The following is a 21,982-nucleotide window of genomic DNA, read 5'->3' on the forward strand; positions in this document are numbered from 1 at the left end:
TCTGAACGTGCCAACATTTTCGCCTAGTTTAGAGAAGGCGCTCCATCAGGCACTGACCTTTGCCAACGAGCGGCATCACGAATATGCGACGCTCGAGCATCTGCTGCTCGCCCTGATCGACGATGCCGATGCGGCCGCGGTCATGGGTGCCTGCAACGTCGATCTCGACGCGCTGCGCAAGACGCTCGTCGAATATGTCGATAACGAACTTTCCAATCTGATCACCGGATATGACGAGGATTCGAAGCCGACCTCCGGCTTCCAGCGCGTCATCCAGCGCGCTGTCATCCATGTGCAGTCTTCCGGGCGCGAAGAGGTGACCGGCGCCAACGTGCTTGTCGCGATTTTCGCCGAGCGCGAAAGCCATGCCGCCTATTTCCTGCAGGAGCAGGAGATGACCCGCTACGATGCCGTCAACTACATCTCGCATGGCATTGGCAAGCGGCCGGGCGCCTCTGAGGCCCGCCCTCCGCGCGGCGCCGAAGAGGAAGCCGAGAGCAAGCCGACGGCACGCGGCGGCGAGGAAGAGGGCGGCCCCAAGAAGCAGCAGGATGCGCTCAAGGCCTATTGCGTCAATCTCAACGAGAAGGCCAAAGGCGGCAAGATCGATCCGCTGATCGGCCGTCACGCCGAGGTGAGCCGTACCATCCAGATCCTGTGCCGCCGTTCGAAGAACAATCCGCTCTATGTCGGTGATCCCGGCGTCGGCAAGACGGCGATCGCCGAAGGCCTTGCCAAGCGGATCGTCGAAGGCAAGGTTCCCGAGGCGCTCGCCGATGCGACGATCTTCTCGCTCGACATGGGCACGCTGCTCGCCGGCACGCGCTACCGCGGCGATTTCGAGGAGCGCCTGAAGCAGGTCGTCAAGGAGCTGGAAGAATATCCGGGTGCGGTGCTGTTCATCGACGAGATCCATACGGTGATCGGCGCCGGCGCCACCTCGGGCGGGGCGATGGATGCGTCGAATCTTTTGAAGCCGGCGCTGTCATCCGGCGCGATCCGCTGCATCGGTTCGACCACCTACAAGGAATATCGTCAGTTCTTCGAGAAGGACCGGGCGCTGGTACGTCGTTTCCAGAAGATCGACGTCAGCGAGCCGTCGATCAACGATGCAATCGAGATCATGAAGGGCCTGAAGCCCTATTTCGAAGAGTATCATCACCTGCGTTATTCGAACGACGCGATCAAATCGGCCGTCGAACTCTCGGCCCGCTACATCTCCGACCGTAAGCTGCCGGACAAGGCGATCGACGTGATCGACGAAACCGGTGCGGCCCAGATGCTGCTGCCGCCGTCGAAGCGCCGCAAGCTGATCACCGAAAAGGAGATCGAGGCAACGATCGCCACGATGGCGCGCATTCCGCCGAAGACCGTCTCCAAGGACGATGAAGCGGTGCTCGCCAATCTCGAGCAGGAACTGCGCTCGGTCGTCTACGGCCAGGATATCGCCATCGAAGCCCTTTCGACCTCGATTAAGCTGGCGCGTGCCGGCCTGCGCGAGCCGAACAAGCCGATCGGCTCCTATGTTTTCTCCGGTCCGACCGGCGTCGGCAAGACCGAGGTCGCAAAGCAGCTGGCGTCATCGCTCGGCGTCGAGCTTCTGCGCTTCGACATGTCGGAATATATGGAGCGGCATACGGTCTCGCGTCTGCTCGGTGCACCTCCCGGCTATGTCGGTTTCGATCAAGGCGGTCTTCTCACAGATGGCGTCGACCAGCATCCGCATTGCGTGGTCCTGCTCGACGAAATCGAAAAGGCGCATCCCGACATCTACAACATCCTGCTGCAGGTCATGGACCATGGCACGCTGACCGACCATAACGGCAAGAAGATCGACTTCCGCAACGTCATCCTGATCATGACGACGAATGCGGGCGCGTCCGAAATGGCCAAGGCCGCGATCGGCTTCGGCTCGTCCAAGCGCACCGGCGAGGACGAGGAGGCGCTGACCCGTCTGTTCACGCCGGAGTTCCGCAACCGTCTCGACGCGATCATTCCCTTCGCCGCGCTGCCGACGGCTGTCATTCACAAGGTCGTGCAGAAGTTCATCATGCAGCTGGAGGCTCAGCTTTCCGAACGGAACGTGACATTCGACCTGCATGAGGACGCGATCGCCTGGCTGGCGGAAAAGGGTTACGACGAGAAGATGGGCGCCCGCCCGCTTGCCCGCGTGATCCAGGACACCATCAAGAAGCCGCTTGCCAACGAAATCCTCTTCGGCAAGCTGAAGAAGGGCGGCGTCGTCAACGTCACCGTCGGTCCGAAGGAAGACGGTAAGCCCGGCATCGTGCTGGAAGCCATACCGGATACGGCGCCGATCAAGCCGAAGCCTGAAGCCGAGGTCGTGCATCCCGAGGCCGACGGCGAGGGCGATGGCGAGCTGAAGACGAAGGCGGCCCCCAAGACCCGTGCCAAGACGGTCCCGCAGGCCGAGCCTGAAGTTCGCGACGCCCCGAAGAAGGGAAGCACGGTTCCGAAGGTTCCGCGCAAGAAGTGAGATCTTGCCACTGAATTGGAAAAGGCCGCGTCATCCGCGGCCTTTTTGATTTTCCGCTTTGTTTGTTAGCTAAGGGCGCAATGTAAAATCGCGCACGAAATCTGCAAAAAAGGCTGAGGCATGAACGGATCTTTTATGCACGGCGATCGTCTGGGGGATTTCGGAGAATGTTCCTTCCACGAGCCGGAAGCCTGAAATTCTTTCCGAAGTTTGGATGAGATATTCGGTCAGTCCAGCAGCCGCAGCGCACTGCGATTCGACAAGCAGATTGATGGCCGTTGCAGGGCTATCGGTGTGGGAGACTGAAGCTCTTTGAAGGATTCGTTCGAGCTGCTTCGTATAGGCTGCACTCCTTGCAGAGGCGATCTGGACTCCTTCGACGTCAATATCTTGGACACGCCGGAAGGACGAACTGTCAGGCACGAGATAGGTCGCTTTGACGGAGATGTATGGAGGTGAGAAGGAGAAGCGGTCGGCTCTTGATGGATCCGAGGCAATGAAAGCGATGTCCCATTCGTCGCCGTCGGCATTGGCAAGTATGTCGGCAGCCGAGCCGTACTGGATTAGAGAGAGGCCGCAATCCAATTGTTCGGCAATCTTGTGGGCTATCTGGGCGCTTGGACCGACCAGGGCGCCCGCCTCATCGTCCCATCGGACCAACGCCGCATTTGACATATTGATGGCGGCCCTGATAGCGCCGGTCGGCGCTATCTCAGCCAAAATCTGCTTCCGCGTCGACATCTTCGAACTCCCTAAGATGCGAACCTGGCCGCGAGCGCTTCGGATCCTCTTGCGAGTAGGGCGACATCTACACCGACTGCGGTAAACAGCGTCCCCAGCGAAATGCAGCGGGCTGCAAACTTCTCGTCGGGGGTGAGTATGCCCGTCGGCTTTCCAAGCGCCTTCAAGCGGCTTATCGCGTCCTCGATCGCCACAACCACTTCAGGGTGGCCCGGTTGACCAGGATGGCCAAAGCTCGCCGCGAGATCAGCCGGGCCGATGAAGATGCCGTCCACTCCTTCGACAGCAGCGATGGACTCGAGATGATCGAGCGCTTCCCGGGTCTCAATTTGAACAAGCAAGCATATCTCCTGCTCCGCGATCTGTGCGTAGTTCGAAACGCGCCCGAAGCGTGTGGCACGCGTCAAGGCGGAGACACCGCGAATCCCGCGCGGCGGATACCGTATGGCTGCTACGGCGGCCATCGCCTCCTCTTCATTCTGCACATACGGAACGAGCAGCGTCTGCACGCCGATGTCCAGGAACCGCTTGATCAGCACAGGGTCGTTGAAGGCAGGGCGTACGACGGGAGAAACGCTGTAGGGCGCGACCGCCTGCAATTGGGGCAGGACGGTGAGGACGTCGCTGGGAGAGTGCTCGGTGTCGAACAGCAACCAGTCGAAGCCCGCCGGCGCCACGATTTCCGCTGCGTAGCTTCCCGGAAGGCCGCACCATAGACCGATCTGGCTTTGCCCAGCCATAAGCTTCCGTTTAAAGTGATTGACGGGGAGTTCCATCGCAACCTCACACAAACGAAACGCCGATGGAGCCGACCGGCCCGTAATCAGCCTGGATGACATCGCCCTTGGCGATATCCACGGGGCGGGTGAACGAACCGGCAAGAACGATCTGGCCCTTCTTCAAGCCGCCTCCGACAGCATGGAGCTTGTTCACGAGCCATGCGATTCCGGCGGCTGGATGCCCCATGATGGCTGCGGAAACGCCCGACTCCTCGATGGTTCCATTTTTCGAAAGCGTTGCGCCGACCCAGCGGATATCGATATCCATCGGCCGGACGATACGACCACCCACGACGATCGCTCCGAAAGCCGCGTTGTCGGCGATCGTGTCGGTGATCGCTCTTGGCACTTCGGTTCGATAGTCGATGATTTCGAGAGCGGGAACGACAAATTCGGTCGCCCTCATCACGTCATAGATACGGGTGCTTGGACCTTCAAGATCCTCACCCATTACGAATGCGAGTTCGACTTCGAGACGAGGCTTGATGAACAGATCCGCTTTGATCTGCGCTCCATCATTGAAGAGAGCGTCGTCGAGAATGACGCCGTAATCGGGCTCCGTCATCTTCGAGGCCATCTGCATTGCCCGCGACGTCAGTCCGATCTTGTGGCCGACGATCCGTGCACCTTTAGCAATCCGCGCCTGCGCCCAGAGCGCTTGTATCTTGTAGGCGTCTTCGAGTTCCAGGTCCGGATATGTCTTGCTTGGCTGGATGATTGGCTTGCGTTCGACTTCGGCCCTCAGCAGCGCGTCGGCTGCCTCCTGGCGTTCCTTTTCCGTGATCATGATTTGGCTCTGCTGGTTTCGTTATTTGATCGGAGGGCGCGGCAGGGCTGCCTCACCCGGCTCCATGACATAGGTGTAGTCGAGCGAGAACCACGGTCCTGCGACGTCCGCGTCGGACGGGTGCGGTTCTTCATGCCGGACGAAGTTGCCCGTCAACGCCGCGGTCACGCCAAACTGCACGTCGGAGTCGATATTTGGATCGCTCGGGTCGAAGACCTGGGAGATGAGTGTCTTGTACCCGCGCTTAAAGATGAGTGCGTGCAGATGGGCGGGGCGATAGGGGTGACGGCCTTGCGCCTTGAGAAGGCGACCCACGACCCCGTCCACCGGGATCGGATAACCAACCATCTTGACCGTTCTGAACCAGAAGCGGCCTTCTTCGTTCGTGGTGAGCTTCCCACGGAGATTCATTTCTGCCTGATCGGGATCCTGGTTTTCGTAAAGACCGACAGGCGACGCATGCCACACGTCGACCTCGGCGCCTGCTACAGGCTTGCCGTCCCGATCGATCACCTTCGCATGGACGAACAAAGGCGTGCCTGGAGTCTCGGACCGGATGATGGTTCCACCGTTCTCCACTCGCGGAGAGTTAAGCCGCCAGAATGGTCCGAGCAACGATTGCGACGTCTCCGTCTGCCCTTTGTCACCGTTATTGAGCAGGCAGACGAGCGAAGAGACGCCGAGCGATCCTGCCATCAGCACGAACTCGTTGTGACTATCAGTCTGCAATTGGCCAATTTCGTTGAGGAGCGCTGTAGCCTCGCGGAATTCAGCTTCCGAAAGCCTGACCTCCCGTACGAACGCGTGGAGGTGCTTCACCATTGCGACGAGTATTTCACGCAGCCTGGGATCCGCGGTGTGGTTCATCACGGCGAGGACGGCAGGCGTCAACTCGCTCTCGGTTCTGATTGGCATGCTGCCACCTCCTCATGTCGCTCCAGTATCAAAATAATCGATTATTTGTCAAGCTGAGTAGCTGCTGCTCAACCGCTATGTTTGCCCTGTTTAACTGATAAAGACGAGTTAAAGTACTGGTATATAACAGAAATATTGTCTTCGGTGAGCGGATTTGTGGGGCAAAATCTGCTTTTCCCAGGGTCAAGTTGACATTAATAATCGTTTATTATATCGATCATCGAAAGTTTTGATTGTCTGGGAGGAGAGATGGACTCGAGCGACGACGGCGCCCGTGGCGCACTGACAGAAGAAGACGCGCCGTCCGCTGCTTTTGCCGACGATGGAAAAAACACCATCGGCAGCCAGCTCGCTTCGCGTCTTCGAGAGGCCATCATTTCCGGGGAACTGGAGGCGGGCAGCAAGATCAATCTCGACAGGGCGCGAAAGACGTTCAACGTCAGCCTGAGCCCCTTGCGCGAAGGCCTGGCCCGACTCATTTCCGACGGCTTGGTTGAGTTTCAGGACAATCGAGGCTATCGCGTCGCCCCGATCTCGCTTGCCAATCTCGAAGAAGTTACGACCCTTCGGGAGGAGCTCGAGGTCTTCGCGCTGCGCGAATCCATTCGCGTCGGCGACGTCGAGTGGGAGGGCAACATCATGCGTGCGCTCCATCGTCTGAACCGCACTGAGCGCGATGCCGCCCGTCCCGAAACCCTGGAACACTGGGAGGCGCTGCACCGCGAATTCCACCTCACCTTGATCTCGGGCTGTGGCAAGTCCCTGCTTCTTCACTTCTGCAATCTTCTGCTGAATCTGAACGATCGATACCGCCGCGCCTTCCTTGTCCGCACATCCGGGGACCGCAATGTAGGTCAGGAACACAGCGAGATTGCGCAGGGCGCCGTAGCACGCGACGTTGAATATGCTTGCGAGAAGCTGCGACAGCACATCCATCGCACCGGAACCAATCTTCGCAACCATCTTGCGACGAAAGGCGTCGTATGATGGCCGCCTCAAGACCAAAAGCGGCGCTCCCGATCGGCGTCGCGCACTTCTCGTCTATAATGCTGCCCCCTACGGAGTTCGCAAAGATTGCCGGACGCGCAGGTTTCTCCAGGGTCGGCCTCAGGCTCCATCCAGCCTTTCCCGGCGCGCCGTACTATGAACTGCCTGTCGGTAGCGCAGCAGCCAGCGAGTTGAAGGCTGTGCTTGCCGGTGAAGAAGTAGAGGTCTTCGATATCGAGTTCTTCGTCATCGATCCCTCTTTCGACGCGTCGTCGGTGGAGGCGACCCTCGCCGCTGCTGCGAACATTGGAGCGCGTCGGCTCAGCGTCTGTGGTGACGATCCGGATCATGCCAGACTGTTATCGAACTTTTCGGATTTCTGCGTCCTCGCGGGACGGTACGGCTTGGCGGTAGACATCGAAAACATGGGCTGGCGGGTGGTCAAAGCCTTTGAAGACAGCATCGACCTCGTGAGAGGGGCGGGGATGGATAATGCCGGCGTTCTCGTCGATGGCATTCATTTCTTCAGGAACGGCGCGGCTCTGGCAGACTTGCGGGCCAACCTCGACAAAGTGAAACATGTTCAACTATGCGACGTAGCCGGTCCGGCGCCGACAAAGCCGGAGGAAATGATCGCGGAAGCAAGAAGCGGCCGACTGCCTCCAGGCGAGGGGGAGCTGCCTTTGGGCGATTTGGTTGCCGTGGTCGGCACCGCCGCTTCCATCTCGGTGGAGGTGCCTCTGGTCGGATCCGTGGCGCCGGAGGTTCACCTCAAACATCTTTTCAACTGCGCGGAAAGAACGGTCAGACCGGATCGATAGTCCGGCGCGGATGCAAATGATCCGCACCGGAAGGAGGAAATCATACATGGGTTATACATTCGAATTTGGTGCGGTCTTTGACCGCGCCCCGGAGTTGCTTTGGGGTTCGCTCGGTACGATCGGTCTGGCGCTGGCCGGAATGCTCCTCGCGCTCCTAATCGGCATTCTCGGCGTTGCCGCAAAAACGTCCAAGATCCCGCTCGTTCGAGCTCCCGTGACCGGGTTCGTCGAAGTCGTCCGGAACACGCCTTTCCTCGTGCAGATTTTCTTCATCTATTTCGCGCTTCCCTTGATGGGGATACGCCTGAACCCGACCGTCACTGCGATCATCGCGCTCGGCATCAACGGCGGTGCATACGCGATCGAGATCATCCGCGGCGGCGTCGAGAGCATCAGCAAAGGTCAGATCGAGGCAGGCTTCGCGCTTGGCCTCCATAAGGGCGATGTCTTCCGGCTGATCGTGCTGAAGCCGGCTCTCCGGGCAATCTACCCGTCGCTCACAAGTCAGTTCGTGATGCTGACCCTCACGACCTCTGTCTGCACCTCGATCGCAGCCTACGAGCTAACATCGGCGGCGCAGAGAATCGAATCCGATACGTTCCGCAGCTTCGAGGTCTACTTCACCGTAACCGCCATCTACCTCGTCATTTCGACCCTGATGATGGGTATGTTCGCCCTCATTTCCCGCCACCAGTTCAATTACCCGACGCGATAGGAGGCACTTATGAGTCCCATCGGCGAAAACGAATTTCTCTTCATCTTGCAGGGCCTCAAATGGACCGTACTGCTAGCGATCATCGGCTTTGTAGGTGGAGGCGTGTTCGGGATATTGATCGCCCTGGCGCGCACATCGAAAAATCGGACCGCGCGCATTGCGACTTCGGGCTACATCGCACTCTTCCAGGGCACGCCGCTTCTGATGCAGCTTTTCGTCGTGTACTACGGCGTGGCGTTGCTCGGCATTGACGTCAATGCCTGGCTCGCGGTGGCTATTGCCTTCACTCTTCATGCGAGTGCCTTCCTCGGCGAGATCTGGCGCGGCTCCATCGAAGCCGTTCCGAAAGGTCAGAGCGAAGCCGCAAACGCGCTTGGCCTGCACTACGTATCGCGGATGAGGGACGTCATCCTTCCGCAAGCCCTGAAAATCTCCATGCCTGCGACCATCGGCTTCCTAGTCCAGCTCATCAAAGGAACCTCGCTCGCCGCAATCGTCGGCTTTATCGAGCTGACCCGAGCTGGACAGATTATCTCGAACCAGACCTACCGGCCGCTCCTCGTCTTCGGGATCGTCGGCGTGATCTATTTCATCATTTGCTGGCCGCTGTCGCACCTTGGAAGCGGCCTCGAAAAACGGATGGCGAAAGCAGTCCGCTAACCGCTTCGTTAGAAGCAAAACCAAAGAGGAGGAGTAAGCAATGCAGATCAACCGTAGGAAATTTCTGGGAGTCGCTTTTGCAACGGCCGCTTTCGCCACCATCGGCGCCGCCGCCGCATCGGCCGCCACGGTCGAAGAGATCAAAGCCAAGGGCACTCTCGTCGTCGGCATTCAGGGCGACAACGCACCATGGGGCTTTGTGAATACGAGCGGCAAACAGGACGGCTTCGACGCCGACATCGCGACGCTGTTCGCCAAGGAACTCGGCGTGAAGGTCGAGTTCCAGCCGCTCGCGGTCGCCAACCGAATTCCGGCGCTGACGACGGGGAAGGTGGATATCCTGTTCGCCACAATGGCCATGACCGAGGAGCGTGCCAAATCGATCCAGTACAGCAAGCCGTATGCGGCGAACACAATTTCGCTCTATGCCGCCAAGGCCGATGCCGCAAAGGCGCCGGCCGATGTAGCTGGCTGGGAGATCGGTGTGCCGAAGTCGAGCTCGCAGGATAAGGCTGTGACGGACGCCGTAGGATCGACTGCAACGATCCGCCGCTTCGACGATGACGCCGCCACGATCCAGGCTCTCATTTCGGGACAGGTAAAGGCTGTCGGCGGCAACCAGTTCTACGGACAGAGGCTCGATGCGGCCAGCGCCGGGACTTACGAGCGTAAGATCGACTTCCTGAAGACCTATAACGGCGTCGGAACTCGCCTTGGCGAGAAGGACTGGAACGAAGCCGCCAACAGCTTCCTCGACAAGATCAAGGCAAGCGGGGAGCTGGCGGCCATCACCAAGAAGTGGATGGGCATCGACCTTCCTACATTCCCAGAATCCATCCCCAACATCCCGTTCACCGTCAAGTAAAGCATACATGGAGGGCGCCGTGCTCAATTCTTCAAACGATCAGTCGACGTTGATTTCACTCGAGAAGCTGGAGAAATGGTACGGCTCCTTCCATGCTCTGAAGAACATCAGCCTGTCGGTTCGCAAAGGCGAGAAGATCGTCCTTTGCGGCCCATCGGGTTCTGGCAAATCTACTTTGATCCGCTGCATCAACGCGCTTGAGACGATCCAGGACGGGAAGGTCGTCGTCGAAGGACAGCTGCTGGATGGCAGCACCAAGGCTGTGGACACGATCCGACGCGAAGTGGGCATGGTGTTCCAGAGTTTCAATTTGTTCCCTCACATGACCGTACTTCAGAACTGCACGCTAGCCCCCATGCGCGTTCGCGGCACCAGCCGCGCCGACGCCGAACGACTGGCACGAAAATATCTGGAGCGTGTCCGTATTCTTGATCAGGCGGAAAAATATCCCGCCCAGCTTTCCGGAGGCCAGCAGCAGCGCGTCGCGATCGCGCGTGCGCTCTGCATGGAGCCGAAAGTGATGCTGTTCGATGAGCCCACGAGCGCGCTAGACCCCGAGATGGTCAAGGAAGTGCTAGATACAATGATCGGGCTCGCACGCGACGGCATGACCATGATCTGTGTCACCCATGAAATGGGCTTCGCCCGCCAGGTAGCAGACAGGGTCATCTTCATGGCCTCCGGTGAGATCATCGAAGAGGCTGAACCCGAGATTTTCTTCAAGGCTCCTCAGCACGAGCGCACCAAGGCGTTTCTCGGCGAAATACTTGCCCATCACTGATTTGGTAGAGCTATCAAAATGGACAACAGGAAATTTCATGTCGGGCTGATCGGAGCGGACATTCAGATGTCGAAGTCGCCGGCTCTCCACGAGACCGAAGCATATCAGCTTGGACTGGAATATCGGTACGAGCTTCTCGATCTGGCCGAGCGTGGTCTCCCTGCATCTGCGCTGCCAGATCTTCTCGACGAGATCGAACGCCGGGGTTTTGCGGGAAGCAACATCACTCACCCGTGCAAGCAGACCGTTATCACTCACCTTACCGATCTGTCGGAAGATGCCCGTATGCTCGGTGCAGTCAACACGGTCGTGCTTCGCAATGGAAGGCGGATTGGGCACAACACCGATTGGTATGGCTTTTATAAGAATTTCGAGCGCGGGTTGCCCGATGTTGCCAAAACACATGCGGTCCTGCTTGGCGCAGGCGGCGCGGGGGTCGCAGTCGCACACGCAGCCATCAAGCTCGGAATCGAGCTGCTCTCGATCTTCGACCAAGACACAAATCGCGCCGCCACGCTTGCCGATCAGCTCAATCAGCGCTTCTCAAAAAGGTGCGCTCAGCCGATCAGGGATGTCAGCGCCACGCTCGCTTCGGCCGACGGGCTGATCCACGCCACGCCGACGGGTATGCGAAGCCATCCTGGCATTCCGATCGACCCGGAAGCGCTTCAGTCGCGTCACTGGGTGGCTGATATTGTCTACATGCCCGTCGTGACCGAACTTCTGGCTTTGGCCGAGAAGAAGGGCTGCAGAACGCTGCCCGGTGGTGGAATGACGGTATTCCAGGCCGCCGCGGCGTTCGAATTGTTTACCAGCGTGCAGCCGGACGCGGAACGAATGTCGCGTCATTTCGAAGAGTTGTGCTGAGCTGGAGGACATGCGATGCCGCATATCATCATTGACTATAGCAGGGGCGCTGCCGAACGCGTCGTTATTGACGAGTTGACCAGAGCAGTGCATCGCCGAGTCCGCGACGGGGGCCTCGTAAAGCCTACTATAGTTCGCACATTCGCCAGGGAAGCGACTTTCTCCTGCGTCGGTGACGAACATGCCGACAATCACTTCATTCAAATAATTGTGCGTGTGGCTCCCGGACGGCCGATGGAGACCAAACGAGAACTGCTGAAAGCGGTTCTCGACGCCGCTCGGAATGTCGCAGCAGCCGCACTGCAGGAAGGGCGGCTTGGGCTTCGCGCCGATCTCTACGAATCCGATCCGAATTTCGCATTCCAGGAAATAGCACTCGCCTGAACTCGTCGGTGCTTTCACAAGGGTAATTGCAATGAGCCTGATCTATGTTCTTAACGGCCCAAATCTCAACCTACTGGGCAAGCGCCAGCCTCACATCTACGGCCACGAGACACTGGCCGACGTCGAGGCCTCCTGCCGGAGGCTGGCATCGGAACTCGGACACGAGCTCCGCTTCCACCAGAGCAACCGCGAATACGAAATCATCGACTGGATCCATGAAGCGCGTGAGAATGGTGCCGGCATCGTGATCAATCCTGCTGCATTCACGCACACGTCGCTTGCCATCCTCGACGCTCTGAATACGTTCGAAGGTCCCGTCATCGAGATCCATATCTCCAACGTGCATAAGCGCGAAAGCTTCCGCCATCACTCCTTTGTCTCCCACCGGGCAGACGGCGTAATCGCCGGCCTTGGGACGGAAGGCTACCAGCTCGGTATCCGCCGCGTGGCGACAATGCTAAAGACCCCGAAGAACGGCTAACGCATAATGGTCGACCGGGTCAAACTAGCGGTCCTCGGGGCGGGGCTGATTGGAAAGCGTCCTATTCGACAGTCTTGGAAGAACCCGCGGGGCTTTGATTGAGAAGCCGGCGGAACACACTTTCAGCGCGCGTTGCGCCGCCCTGAAGCACGTCACGTGCTACCTATGCCAGAGCTGCCCTGATCTTTTCGGCATTGGCGGCAAGCACCGCGCCGTCCTCCATCTTGCCGGAATGCGGCTTGAGCGCCACGCCTTCATGACGGGGAATGATGTGGAAATGCAAATGGAACACCGTCTGCCCGGCGGCTGGTTCGTTGAATTGGGCGATAAACACACCATCGGCATCGAACACCTCTTCGAGCGCCTTGGCGACCTTCTGCACGACGGTGATGGCATGGGCGAGGGTAGCGGGATCGGCATCGAGGATATTGCGGGAAGGCGCCTTCGGAACGACGAGCACATGGCCCGGCGCCTGCGGCATCACATCCATGAAGGCGACGGTATGCTGATCCTCATAGATACGGTGCGAGGGGATTTCGCCGCGCAGGATCTTGGCGAAGATGTTGTTGTCGTCATAAGCGGCCGGCTTGGTCATCGCGAAATCTCCTCACTTTCTATTTGATCGGGTAGCGCGCTCGGCAGGGCGGCGTCAATCCTCCTGCTGGCGCTCGCCCTTGCGGAAGGGGCTGTGCTCGGCCAGCAGCTCGCCCATCTGTTCGACATCGGCGCGCTCGCGGGCGAGATAATCGCCGATCGCCCGACGAAGGCCGGCATGGGCGACATAATGGGCCGAATGCGTCGTCACCGGTAGGTAGCCGCGGGCGAGCTTGTGTTCGCCCTGGGCGCCGGCCTCGACCCGCTTCAACCCTTTCGTAAGGGCAAAATCGATCGCCTGGTGATAGCAGACCTCGAAATGCAGGAAGGGGTGATCCTCGATGCAGCCCCAGTGACGGCCGTAGAGCGTCTCGCCGCCGATGAAGTTGATCGCGCCGGCGACGTAGCGCCCGTCGCGCTTGGCCATGACGAGCAGGATGTCGTCGGCCATGCGCTCGCCGATCAGCGAGTAGAATTTGCGGGTGAGGTAGGGCCGGCCCCATTTGCGCCCGCCGGTATCCATGTAGAATTTGAAGAACTGGTCCCAGATGCGTTCCGTCAGGTCGCTGCCGGTCAGCCAGTCGATGCTGATGCCGTTTTCGAGTGCGGCCCGGCGCTCCTTGCGCAATGCCTTGCGTTTGCGCGAGGCGAGCGTTTCGAGGAATTCCTCGTGATTGGCATAGCCGTCATTGATGAAATGGAACTGCTGGTCGGTGCGGTGCAGATAGCCGTCCATCTCGAAGACGCCGATCTCTTCATCAGGGACGAAGGTGACATGGGCCGAGGAGATGCCGAGCCGGCGCACGACCTCCTTCAGGCTTTCGGCGATCGCGCTCTGGATCGGCAGCCGCTGCAGCCCCTCGGCGACGAGAAGCCGCGGACCCGTCGCCGGAGTGAATGGGATAGAGCATTGAAGTTTGGGATAATAGCGCCCGCCGGCCCGCTCGAAGGCATCGGCCCAGCCATGGTCGAAGACATATTCACCCTGGCTGTGGTTCTTGAGGTAGCCGGGCAGGGCGCCGATCAGGTCACCGCGATCGGTCTCGAGCAGCAGGTGATGGCCGAGCCAGCCGGTCTCGGCGGTGGCCGAACCGGATTCTTCCAGCGATGACAAAAAGGCGTGCGAGACGAAGGGATTGTAAGCGATCGTGGTGCCGCTCTTCGATGCCCCGGAAAGCCTGGACCAGCTCTCCGGGGAAATCGCCGTGAAGGAATGTTCGACGCGAATGGTGAGGTCGTCAGTCATGGGGCAAATGCGAAGCCTGTGGGAGCGCGGTTTCGGCTTTCCCTCAATCTGCGCATGATCTTGGCCAAAAAGCGAGCGTCAAACCGCCACACGCGGGTCGAAGCCTTCGAAGGTCATCTGGTCCGCATTGGCGAAGGTCCGCCGGCGGGCGTCTTCGTCGCGCACCGTCCAGGTGATGACGGGAATGCCCTTTTTGCGTTCGCCTGATATGAAGGCATTCGGCAGGTCGTCGTAATAATAGGAGATGAAATCGAGACCGATCTCCATCGCCTTGGCATGCGTTGCGAACTCCTCCGGCGTGTTGCCGTTGGCGGTCAGCCCGAGCGGGTAGGGGGAGCCGAGCGCCTTCAAATCGCGCAGCAGCCAGTGGTCGAAGCTCATCAGCGCCACCTTGCCCTCATAACCCTGAAGCACTTCGAGAACAGATTCGGCAAACCCTTCATCATCGGCCTCGCGGCCCTTCAGCTCCAGCACCAGCGGCACCTTGCCCCGGACGAGATCGAGAAGTTGGCTGAGCGTCGGCACCTTGTCGCTGGTGCCGCCGACGGCGATCAGTCCGAGTTCCCTGGAGGTGCGCTCCCGGATGTCGCCGGTGAGACTGCACAGGCGCTGCAGGTCCTCGTCGTGAAAGATGATCGGCACGCCGTCGGAGGCGTAATGCAGATCGCATTCGATCGCAAAGCCCGCTTCGACGGCGCGCGAAAAGGCCGAAAGCGTGTTTTCCCAGACGAGCTTATTGAGGTCGTGAAAGCCGCGATGGGCGACCGCCACGTCCTTGATCCAGGCCGCATTCGTCATTCTGCGATTTCCATGATAGCATCGATCTCGACGGCGGCGTTCAGCGGCAGGGCTGCCATGCCGACGGCGGCACGCGCATGTTTGCCGGCCTCGCCGAGCACGCCGGCAATCAGGTTCGACGCGCCGTTGATGACGAGATGCTGCTCGACAAAGTCGGGCGCCGAGGCGACGAAGCCGTTCAGCTTGATGACGCGCCGGATGCGGCCGAGATCGCCGCCAAGAGCGGCCTTCGCCTGGGCGAGGATATTGATGGCGCAGAGTTCGGCGCCGCGCTGGCCCCTTGCAACATCGACCGTCTTGCCGAGATGGCCGGCGACGGCGATCTTGCCGCCTTCGAGCGGCAGCTGGCCGGAAATGTAGAGAAGATTGCCGCTGATGACATAGGGAACGTAATTTGCGGCAGGGGCCGCGGCTTCGGGCAGGGTTATCCCCATCTCAGTCAGGCGCGCTGCAATTTCATCGGACATTTTCGTCTCCGCTTTTGTTGTCAATGTTTCAAAAATTATGCATCAAGACTAGAATCTTTAATATGACAGCTTCGAGCCTCGATTTGGCCGAAAGAGTTCATATAACATCGCGGCCGAGTCCAACAGGAGTGAATGAATGTTCCGATCGTCGCTTGCCGCTCTGCTTCTTGCCAGCGTCTCCGCCAATGCATGGGCGGGTGCGCCTGCGGCAAGCGCTGCGGCCGCGACCGGCCTCATCGCCCATCGCGCTGTCTACGATCTCGAATTGAAGGACGCTTCGGACCGCTCCGGCATCGCCGGCATGTACGGCCGCATGGTCTATGAGTTCGACGGCAGCTATTGCCAGGGCTTTACCACCAATTTCCGCTTCGTGACACAGATCGACACCGGCGACAGCGTGCGCGTCAGCGACCAGCAGACGAAGACCTTCGAGAACCTGAAGGACGGCAAGTTCACCTTCGACACCAAATCCTTCACCGACGACCAGCTCGACAAGGAGGTCAACGGTGCCGCTCAGGATCAGCCTGACGGCGTCAAGGTCGATCTCAAGCAGCCGGCGAGCCGCGAGCTGCAACTGGCCGAAAGCCGCTTTCCCACGGAACACATGCTCGATGTGATCCAGAACGCCAAGGACGGCAAGCGCTTCTTCGAGGCGCGCGTTTTTGACGGTTCCGATGACGGCGACAAGGCGCTGGCGACGACGACGATCGTCGGCAAGCAGCAGACGCCGGTTGCCGAGGAGGCCGATGCCGGCAATGCCGGCGCCTTCTCCAAGACCGCGTTCTGGCCGGTGACGATCGCCTATTTCAACGAGAATGCGAAATCCGATTCGCTGCCGGTCTATCGCATGTCCTTCAAGCTCTATGAGAACGGCATCACCCGCGACTTGACGATGGATTACGGCGATTTCGTTCTGACGGGCAAGCTTGCCAAGCTGGAACTGCTCGAGCGCAAGGCCGAGGCTTGTCAGTAGCGGCTTTTCCGCTGTCATAAAACTGTATCATAAAGTTCATTATTGTGTGGGCGACCAGCGATGATTGAGTCGCCTTCTGTCGTCCTGCTCTTCGGATCGGTGCGATCCCAGCGGCCAGTCCATCGCGACGGGGCCTGTAATTTCAAAAGAGGCCTCCAGACAATTACGCGCCGAAAGCCTGGAAAGCCCGCCTCATGGCCGAGACCGATCTCGCGACTGTTCAGAATGCCGCCCTGCCGGTAGTTGCCGCCGATCCGGCGGAAATTGCCCGCATTTCCGATGGCATCGATATCTCCGACCGCGCCGGCATTTCGGTCTATGGCGACCGCGCCCAGCAGTCGGTCAGCGACTATGCCGACAGAATTCTGCGCGAGGTCCGCAACAAGGATCTCGGCGAGATCGGCCGCCTGCTGACCGACATCATCATCAAGTCGAAGAACCTCGATCCGGCATCGTTGAAGGACAAGGGTTTTCTCAGCCGTATGTTCCTTTCGGCGAAAGCGCGGCTCGAACGGTTCAAAGAGGAATTCGAGGACGTGGCCGGCCAGATCGACCGGATCGGCCTGGAACTCGACAGACACAAGGATACGCTGAGGCGCGACATCGCGCTCCTCGATGATCTGCACGAGGAAACCAAGCAATCGATCATGCGGCTCGATGCCTATGTGCAGGCCGGCAAGACGTTCGCCGAGCGTTTCCGCAGCGTCGAGCTGCCGAAACTGAAGGCGCAGGCCGAAGCGGCGGCGACCGGTCCCGGCGGCGGCATGCTGGAGGCGCAGACCTATCAGGACAGCTTGCAGGCGCTCGACCGGCTGGAGAAGCGCGTCTTCTACCTGCAGCAGGCGCGCCAGCTCGGCATCCAGCAATTGCCGCAGATCCGCATCGTCCAGTCGGGCGACGAGACACTGATCGAGAACCTGCAGGCAACCTCCGCGCTGACCGTCCCGGCCTGGAAGCAGAAGATGGTCATCCTGCTCGGCCTGACGCGGCAGAAATCGGCGCTCGACCTGCAGAAGGCGGTGACGGATGCCACCAACGACATGATCCGCCAGGCATCCGAGATGATGAAGGACCAGGCGATATCAATCGAGCAGCAGTCGCAGCGCGGCATCGTCGATATCGACACGCTCGCCAAGGCGAACAAGGATCTGATCGATACGATATCAGGGGTGCTTCGGGTTCAGGAGGAGGGACGCCGCAAGCGGGCGCTCGCCGAACAGCAGATGGAGCAGATGACGATCGAGCTCAAGAAAGCGATGACTCAGGCGTGATCGACAGAACGACGATGCGAGCGCTGCTTTCAGGCCTGGCACTTCTTGCCGCCCTGGGCCTTACCGGCTGCAATCCCTTCGGCCAGGGGCCGGAGTTCTCAATCGTGTCGGGCTCGGAAAATACCGTCCTGCAGCCGATCGTCGAGGAATTCTGCAAGCAGAAGAACGCCACCTGCACCTTCAAATATGAAGGCACGCTTGATATCGGCCTGGCGCTGCAGAGCGACCAGGGTGTTGCGCAGGATGCGGTCTGGCCGGCCTCCAGCGTCTGGGTCGACATGTTCGACACCCGGCGCCGCGTCAAGAACCTGACCTCGATCGCCCAGACGCCGGTGGTATTGGGCGTGCGCAGGTCGAAGGCCGAGCAGCTCGGCTGGATCGGCAGGGAGGTGTTCATGAAGGACATCCTGGCGGCGGTCGAGAGCGGATCGCTGAGGTTCCTGATGACTTCGGCGACACAATCCAATTCGGGCGCCAGTGCCTATCTCGCCATGCTGTCGAGTGCACTCGGCAACAAGCCTGTGATCGAACCCGGCGATCTCGACGATAAAAACGTGCAGGAGAGCGTCCGGTCGCTGCTGTCGGGTGTTGTGCGCTCGTCCGGTTCCTCCGGCTGGCTTGCCGATCTCTACGTCGATTCTGCCGGCAAGGGTACGCTCTACGACGCGATGTGGAACTACGAGGCGGTGCTGAAGGAAACCAACGACAAGCTCGCCACCCTGTCGCAGGAGCCGCTTTATGCGATCTACCCGGCCGATGGCGTGGCTATGGCGGATTCGCCGATCGGCTTCGTCGATCATGGCCGCGGGCCCGAAGTCCAGACATTCTTCAACGATCTGCTCGCCTATCTCCGCTCAGGCCCCGTGCAGCAGCGCATCGCCGATACCGGCCGGCGCATCCCGTTGACCGACGTCGCCGCCAAGCCGGAGCCGAACTGGAATTTCGATCCGACCCGGCTGGTGACGGCGATCCGCATGCCCGAGCCGGGCGTCATCCGCCAGGCGCTCACCCTTTATCAGGCGGCGTTGCGCAAACCGTCGCTGACGGCCCTCTGCCTCGATTTTTCCGGTTCGATGCAGGGTGACGGCGAGGACCAGCTGCAGAAAGCGATGCGTTTCCTCTTGACTCCCGACGAGGCGAGCAAGGTGTTGGTGCAATGGTCGCCGGCCGACCAGATCATCGTCATTCCCTTCGACGGCAGCGTGCGCAACATGTTCATGGCGAGTGGAAACCCGCTTGAGCAGGAGGGACTGCTGAACGAGATTTCCAGGCAGAAGGCGGATGGCGGCACCAACATGTATGCCTGCGCCGAACGGGCTTTGCAGCAGATCGCCAGAACCGACAGGCTCTCGACTTATCTGCCGGCCATCGTCATCATGACCGACGGCAGGTCCGATGATCAAAGCCGGGCCTTCATGAGCGAGTGGAACGCGATCGAGCCGCGTGTACCGATCTTCGGGATCACATTCGGCGACGCCGACAAGACCCAGCTCGACGCTCTTGCCAAGCAGACCTCGGCGCGCGTGTTCGATGGCGGTTCGGATCTTGCCACCGCCTTCCGCACCGCGCGTGGCTATAATTAGGACGAGCATGCGCAACTGGCTCGGCAATGACGGCAACTGGATCGTGGCGGGACTGGCCGCCGCAATCACCGTGCCGCTGTTGAGTTTTGCCGCCGGCATGCCCTTCTGGATTGCCACCATTATCGCCCTTTTGGTCTTTGCCGGGCTTGTCATTCTGCTGGCGCCGCGCCGGCTGTTCGAAGGTCTCGATTTCAAGCGCATCGGCAGCGGGCGCGTCGCCTTTGCCCGCGACCTCTTGGAGGCGGCCGTTCCCTTTGCTGAAAGGCTGGAGACCGCCGCCGATGCGATCGCCGACAAGCCGGCGGCGGCTGCTGTCCGGCACCTTGCCGAAATCGCCGCCGATGTGTTTCGCAAGGTCGAGGCCAAGCCCGAAAGCGCCAATGCGGTTCGCCGGTTTCTTTCCTATTATCTGCCGCGTGCGGCCGAGGTGGCGGAGGGGTTTGCCGTGATCGAAGCCAAGCGCGTTCCCGACCCGAAGCAGTTGGGGGAGGTGCGCGGCGTTCTGGTGAAGCTCGAAGAGGCCTTCGTTCATTATGCCGACAGCCTTGTCGACGAGGAACTCGGCACGCTCGACACCGATCTGCGCCTCATCCAGGCATCGCTCAAAGAGGATATTGGACGCTGATGGCTCTTTCTCGTCGCGCCTTTGGAGTGGGATTGCTCGGAGCCGGTGTTGCCGGCACCGGCGGTTATTTCGCCGTGCGGGACCGGCCGGAATTGCAGGGTCTGCTGGGCAGCCGCACGACGTTGTTCGGTTTCGTCGGCGGCGAGAAAGAGCCTTTCCTGGCCGACCCCGACGTCATCAAGGCGCTTGGCTCATATGGGTTGACGATAGACAGCCGCGTTGCGGGCTCCGTCGAGATGGTGCGCGAACAGGCGCTGCTGTCGCAGCATCCGCAATTCCTCTGGCCGTCCTCCTCGATCATGGTCGATATCGCCAGGCAGAACGGGATCGGTATCCGCAACGACCGCGTCGTGCTGAATACGCCCGTCGTCGTCTATTCCTGGCAGCCGGTGGTCGACGGCCTGATGAAGGCCGGATTGGTGATGGTGACCAAGGACGGCCATCATCAGCTCTATCTGAAGGCGCTGCTCGATGCGATCCTTGCCGGCGCCGACTGGTCGAAGCTCGGCGTCAACTCGCTCTATGGCCGCGCCCGCATCGTCTCGACCGATCCCAACCGCTCCAACTCAGGTTTCATGTTCGCGGGCCTGGTGCTCAGCCTTTTCAGCGGCAATGTCGCGACATCGGCTGATCTCGCTGCGTTCGGCGGCAAGGTGCAGGCGATTTTCCGCAACATGGGCTTCAAATCGCCGTCGTCAGGCAAGCTTTTCGACCAGTATCTGGCCGGCGGCCTCGGCGGCGAGCCGATGATCGTCGGTTACGAGAATCAGCTGGTCGAATGGATCCTCGCCGATCCCACACGCTGGGAGCGCATCAGGTCGAGCGCGGGGGCAAAGCCGGTGGTGCTCTATCCGCGTCCGACCGTCTATTCCGCGCATCCGCTGATCGTCGTCGACGAAAATGCCAATCGGATGATCGAGGCGCTGACCAGCCCGCGGCTGCAGGAACTTGCCTGGACGAGACACGGCTTCCGCGGTCCCTTGGGCACCGCGACCGGCAATGCCGACAGCGCGATCGGCAGCCTGCTGCCGGCCGAGGTCGACGCCATCCTGCCGATGCCGGACGCCGGCGTCATGCTGTCGCTGCTGCCGACGCTGGCAAGCTGAGCGGCGGCATCTAAAGGGCAGGGCAGCCGCCCGGATGGTCGGCAGAATCCGTGTTTTTATGCCGAATGGAATGTTTTCCTTGCTTTTATGCCGAACCGAATGTATGGGCACCGGCATTCCACACGTAAGGCATGGGATCGTCCGGGAGAAATCCGGGCTGTTCCGCCGGTGGCATCCTCGAAGAGGGTGCTGTTCGTCTTGCGGAGGTTCAACCGGAAAAGGAGTAACAAGGCATGGCATTGCCTGATTTTTCTATGCGCCAGCTTCTTGAGGCAGGCGTCCACTTCGGCCACCAGACCCATCGCTGGAACCCGAAGATGAAGCCGTATATCTTCGGCGACCGCAACAACATTCACATCATCGATCTGGCCCAGACCGTTCCGATGCTGTCGCGCGCCCTCCAGGTCGTCAGCGACACCGTTGCCCGCGGCGGCCGCGTTCTCTTCGTCGGCACCAAGCGCCAGGCGTCCGAGATCATCGCCGACAGCGCCAAGCGTTCGGCCCAGTACTACGTCAACTCGCGCTGGCTCGGCGGCATGATGACGAACTGGAAGACGATCTCCAACTCGATCCAGCGCCTGCGCAAGCTCGATGAGATCCTTGGTGGCGAAGCCCAGGGCTTCACCAAGAAGGAACGCCTGAACCTCGAGCGCGAGCGCGAAAAGCTCGACAAGGCTCTCGGCGGTATCCGCGATATGGGCGGCACCCCCGACCTGATGTTCATCATCGACACCAACAAGGAAAAGATCGCGATCGACGAAGCCAAGCGCCTCGGCATCCCGGTTGTCGCCATCATCGACTCGAACTGCGATCCCGACCTGATCGACTATCCGATCCCGGGCAACGACGACGCATCGCGCGCAATCGCTCTTTACTGCGAGCTGATCTCCCGCGCTGCCATCGACGGCATCGCTCGCCAGCAGAGCTCTTCCGGCCGCGATCTCGGCGCATCCTCCGAAGTTCCGGTCGAGCCGGCTCTCGAAGAAGCAGCCGAAGGCTGATGAAAGCGGGCGGATCGGAAGTTCCGCCAAAGCTTGCA

Annotated in this window: 24 protein-coding genes; 16 read left to right on the forward strand and 8 right to left on the reverse strand. The window is 60.1% G+C overall.

Features of this window, described 5'->3' with window-relative positions; genetic code table 11:
• Positions 1-7 precede the first annotated feature (7 nt).
• A complete protein-coding gene (gene clpA / locus CO655_RS26630; protein ID WP_097607090.1) occupies positions 8-2,497 on the forward strand; it encodes an ATP-dependent Clp protease ATP-binding subunit ClpA in 2,490 nt (829 codons plus the stop codon).
• Positions 2,498-2,566: 69 nt separating this feature from the next.
• On the opposite strand, the gene CO655_RS26635 is transcribed toward clpA, so the two are convergent.
• The 4 genes from CO655_RS26635 to CO655_RS26650 are packed head-to-tail and all read right to left on the reverse strand — an operon-like array spanning position 2,567 to position 5,719.
• Positions 2,567-3,238, reverse strand: coding sequence for a transporter substrate-binding domain-containing protein (locus tag CO655_RS26635; RefSeq protein WP_010032718.1), 672 nt, complete (start codon positions 3,236-3,238; stop codon positions 2,567-2,569).
• An 11-nt stretch (positions 3,239-3,249) separates the two neighbouring features.
• The gene (gene hpaI / locus CO655_RS26640; protein WP_097667395.1) at positions 3,250-4,014 is read right to left on the reverse strand and encodes a 4-hydroxy-2-oxoheptanedioate aldolase; all 765 of its coding nucleotides are present in this window, start codon (positions 4,012-4,014) and stop codon (positions 3,250-3,252) included.
• A 7-nt stretch (positions 4,015-4,021) separates the two neighbouring features.
• Entirely contained in the window at positions 4,022-4,804 is a 783-nt protein-coding gene (gene hpaH, locus CO655_RS26645; RefSeq protein ID WP_097607092.1) for a 2-oxo-hept-4-ene-1,7-dioate hydratase, read from the reverse strand.
• A gap of 21 nt (positions 4,805-4,825) precedes the next feature.
• Positions 4,826-5,719, reverse strand: a complete 894-nt coding sequence (locus tag CO655_RS26650) for an intradiol ring-cleavage dioxygenase (RefSeq protein ID WP_097607093.1) — start codon at positions 5,717-5,719, stop codon at positions 4,826-4,828.
• A gap of 249 nt (positions 5,720-5,968) precedes the next feature.
• Here CO655_RS26650 and CO655_RS26655 point away from each other — a divergent pair, with 249 nt between their 5' ends.
• The 9 genes from CO655_RS26655 to aroQ are packed head-to-tail and all read left to right on the forward strand — an operon-like array spanning position 5,969 to position 12,280.
• Complete coding sequence (locus tag CO655_RS26655) at positions 5,969-6,706, forward strand: GntR family transcriptional regulator (protein ID WP_097667396.1); 738 nt, start codon at positions 5,969-5,971, stop codon at positions 6,704-6,706.
• Entirely contained in the window at positions 6,706-7,527 is an 822-nt protein-coding gene (locus tag CO655_RS26660) for a sugar phosphate isomerase/epimerase (RefSeq protein WP_176539308.1), read from the forward strand. Before CO655_RS26655 ends, CO655_RS26660 begins: the two co-directional genes overlap by 1 nt.
• Positions 7,528-7,573: 46 nt before the next feature.
• Positions 7,574-8,242, forward strand: a complete 669-nt coding sequence (locus CO655_RS26665) for an amino acid ABC transporter permease (protein ID WP_097607096.1) — start codon at positions 7,574-7,576, stop codon at positions 8,240-8,242.
• A 9-nt stretch (positions 8,243-8,251) separates the two neighbouring features.
• Entirely contained in the window at positions 8,252-8,902 is a 651-nt protein-coding gene (locus CO655_RS26670) for an amino acid ABC transporter permease (protein ID WP_097607097.1), read from the forward strand.
• Positions 8,903-8,942: 40 nt separating this feature from the next.
• Positions 8,943-9,767, forward strand: coding sequence for a transporter substrate-binding domain-containing protein (locus CO655_RS26675; RefSeq protein ID WP_097607098.1), 825 nt, complete (start codon positions 8,943-8,945; stop codon positions 9,765-9,767).
• A gap of 19 nt (positions 9,768-9,786) precedes the next feature.
• The gene (locus tag CO655_RS26680) at positions 9,787-10,548 is read left to right on the forward strand and encodes an amino acid ABC transporter ATP-binding protein (RefSeq protein WP_097607135.1); all 762 of its coding nucleotides are present in this window, start codon (positions 9,787-9,789) and stop codon (positions 10,546-10,548) included.
• An 18-nt stretch (positions 10,549-10,566) separates the two neighbouring features.
• Positions 10,567-11,415 (forward strand): shikimate dehydrogenase, encoded by an 849-nt coding sequence (locus tag CO655_RS26685; RefSeq protein WP_176539309.1) that lies wholly within the window; start codon positions 10,567-10,569, stop codon positions 11,413-11,415.
• A 15-nt stretch (positions 11,416-11,430) separates the two neighbouring features.
• Positions 11,431-11,799 (forward strand): 5-carboxymethyl-2-hydroxymuconate Delta-isomerase, encoded by a 369-nt coding sequence (locus CO655_RS26690; protein WP_097607100.1) that lies wholly within the window; start codon positions 11,431-11,433, stop codon positions 11,797-11,799.
• 31 nt (positions 11,800-11,830) lie between these two features.
• Entirely contained in the window at positions 11,831-12,280 is a 450-nt protein-coding gene (aroQ, locus tag CO655_RS26695; RefSeq protein ID WP_097607101.1) for a type II 3-dehydroquinate dehydratase, read from the forward strand.
• Positions 12,281-12,443: 163 nt separating this feature from the next.
• Here aroQ and CO655_RS26700 read toward each other — a convergent pair whose 3' ends face one another.
• The 4 genes from CO655_RS26700 to CO655_RS26715 form a co-directional block, all read right to left on the reverse strand.
• Positions 12,444-12,875: an HIT family protein gene (locus CO655_RS26700; RefSeq protein WP_097607102.1), complete on the reverse strand. Its 432-nt coding sequence runs from the start codon at positions 12,873-12,875 to the stop codon at positions 12,444-12,446.
• A 54-nt stretch (positions 12,876-12,929) separates the two neighbouring features.
• Positions 12,930-14,120, reverse strand: a complete 1,191-nt coding sequence (locus CO655_RS26705; protein WP_097607103.1) for a GNAT family N-acetyltransferase — start codon at positions 14,118-14,120, stop codon at positions 12,930-12,932.
• 78 nt (positions 14,121-14,198) lie between these two features.
• Positions 14,199-14,918: a glycerophosphodiester phosphodiesterase gene (locus tag CO655_RS26710; RefSeq protein WP_097667399.1), complete on the reverse strand. Its 720-nt coding sequence runs from the start codon at positions 14,916-14,918 to the stop codon at positions 14,199-14,201.
• On the reverse strand, positions 14,915-15,385 hold the full coding sequence (locus tag CO655_RS26715) for a RidA family protein (RefSeq protein ID WP_097607105.1): 471 nt from the start codon (positions 15,383-15,385) through the stop codon (positions 14,915-14,917). The genes CO655_RS26710 and CO655_RS26715 overlap by 4 nt, the downstream gene beginning before the upstream one ends.
• A gap of 136 nt (positions 15,386-15,521) precedes the next feature.
• On the opposite strand from CO655_RS26715, the gene CO655_RS26720 reads away from it, so the two are divergent.
• The 6 genes from CO655_RS26720 (at position 15,522) to rpsB (ending at position 21,944) form a co-directional block, all read left to right on the forward strand.
• Positions 15,522-16,358 carry a cell envelope integrity EipB family protein gene (locus tag CO655_RS26720; protein ID WP_097607106.1) on the forward strand — a complete coding sequence of 279 codons (837 nt, stop codon included), beginning with the start codon at positions 15,522-15,524 and terminating at the stop codon, positions 16,356-16,358.
• Between the two features lie 194 nt (positions 16,359-16,552).
• A complete protein-coding gene (locus CO655_RS26725) occupies positions 16,553-17,629 on the forward strand; it encodes a toxic anion resistance protein (protein ID WP_097607107.1) in 1,077 nt (358 codons plus the stop codon).
• A 14-nt stretch (positions 17,630-17,643) separates the two neighbouring features.
• Positions 17,644-19,212 (forward strand): substrate-binding domain-containing protein, encoded by a 1,569-nt coding sequence (locus CO655_RS26730; protein ID WP_097667412.1) that lies wholly within the window; start codon positions 17,644-17,646, stop codon positions 19,210-19,212.
• A gap of 7 nt (positions 19,213-19,219) precedes the next feature.
• The gene (locus tag CO655_RS26735; RefSeq protein WP_097667400.1) at positions 19,220-19,837 is read left to right on the forward strand and encodes a 5-bromo-4-chloroindolyl phosphate hydrolysis family protein; all 618 of its coding nucleotides are present in this window, start codon (positions 19,220-19,222) and stop codon (positions 19,835-19,837) included.
• Complete coding sequence (locus tag CO655_RS26740; protein ID WP_097667401.1) at positions 19,837-20,943, forward strand: substrate-binding domain-containing protein; 1,107 nt, start codon at positions 19,837-19,839, stop codon at positions 20,941-20,943. The genes CO655_RS26735 and CO655_RS26740 overlap by 1 nt, the downstream gene beginning before the upstream one ends.
• 233 nt (positions 20,944-21,176) lie before the next feature.
• Entirely contained in the window at positions 21,177-21,944 is a 768-nt protein-coding gene (gene rpsB / locus CO655_RS26745; RefSeq protein ID WP_008526906.1) for a 30S ribosomal protein S2, read from the forward strand.
• The last annotated feature ends 38 nt before the right edge of the window (positions 21,945-21,982 follow it).

The sequence above is a fragment of the Rhizobium sp. M1 genome (genome assembly GCF_002531805.1).
GTDB lineage: Bacteria > Pseudomonadota > Alphaproteobacteria > Rhizobiales > Rhizobiaceae > Rhizobium > Rhizobium etli_C.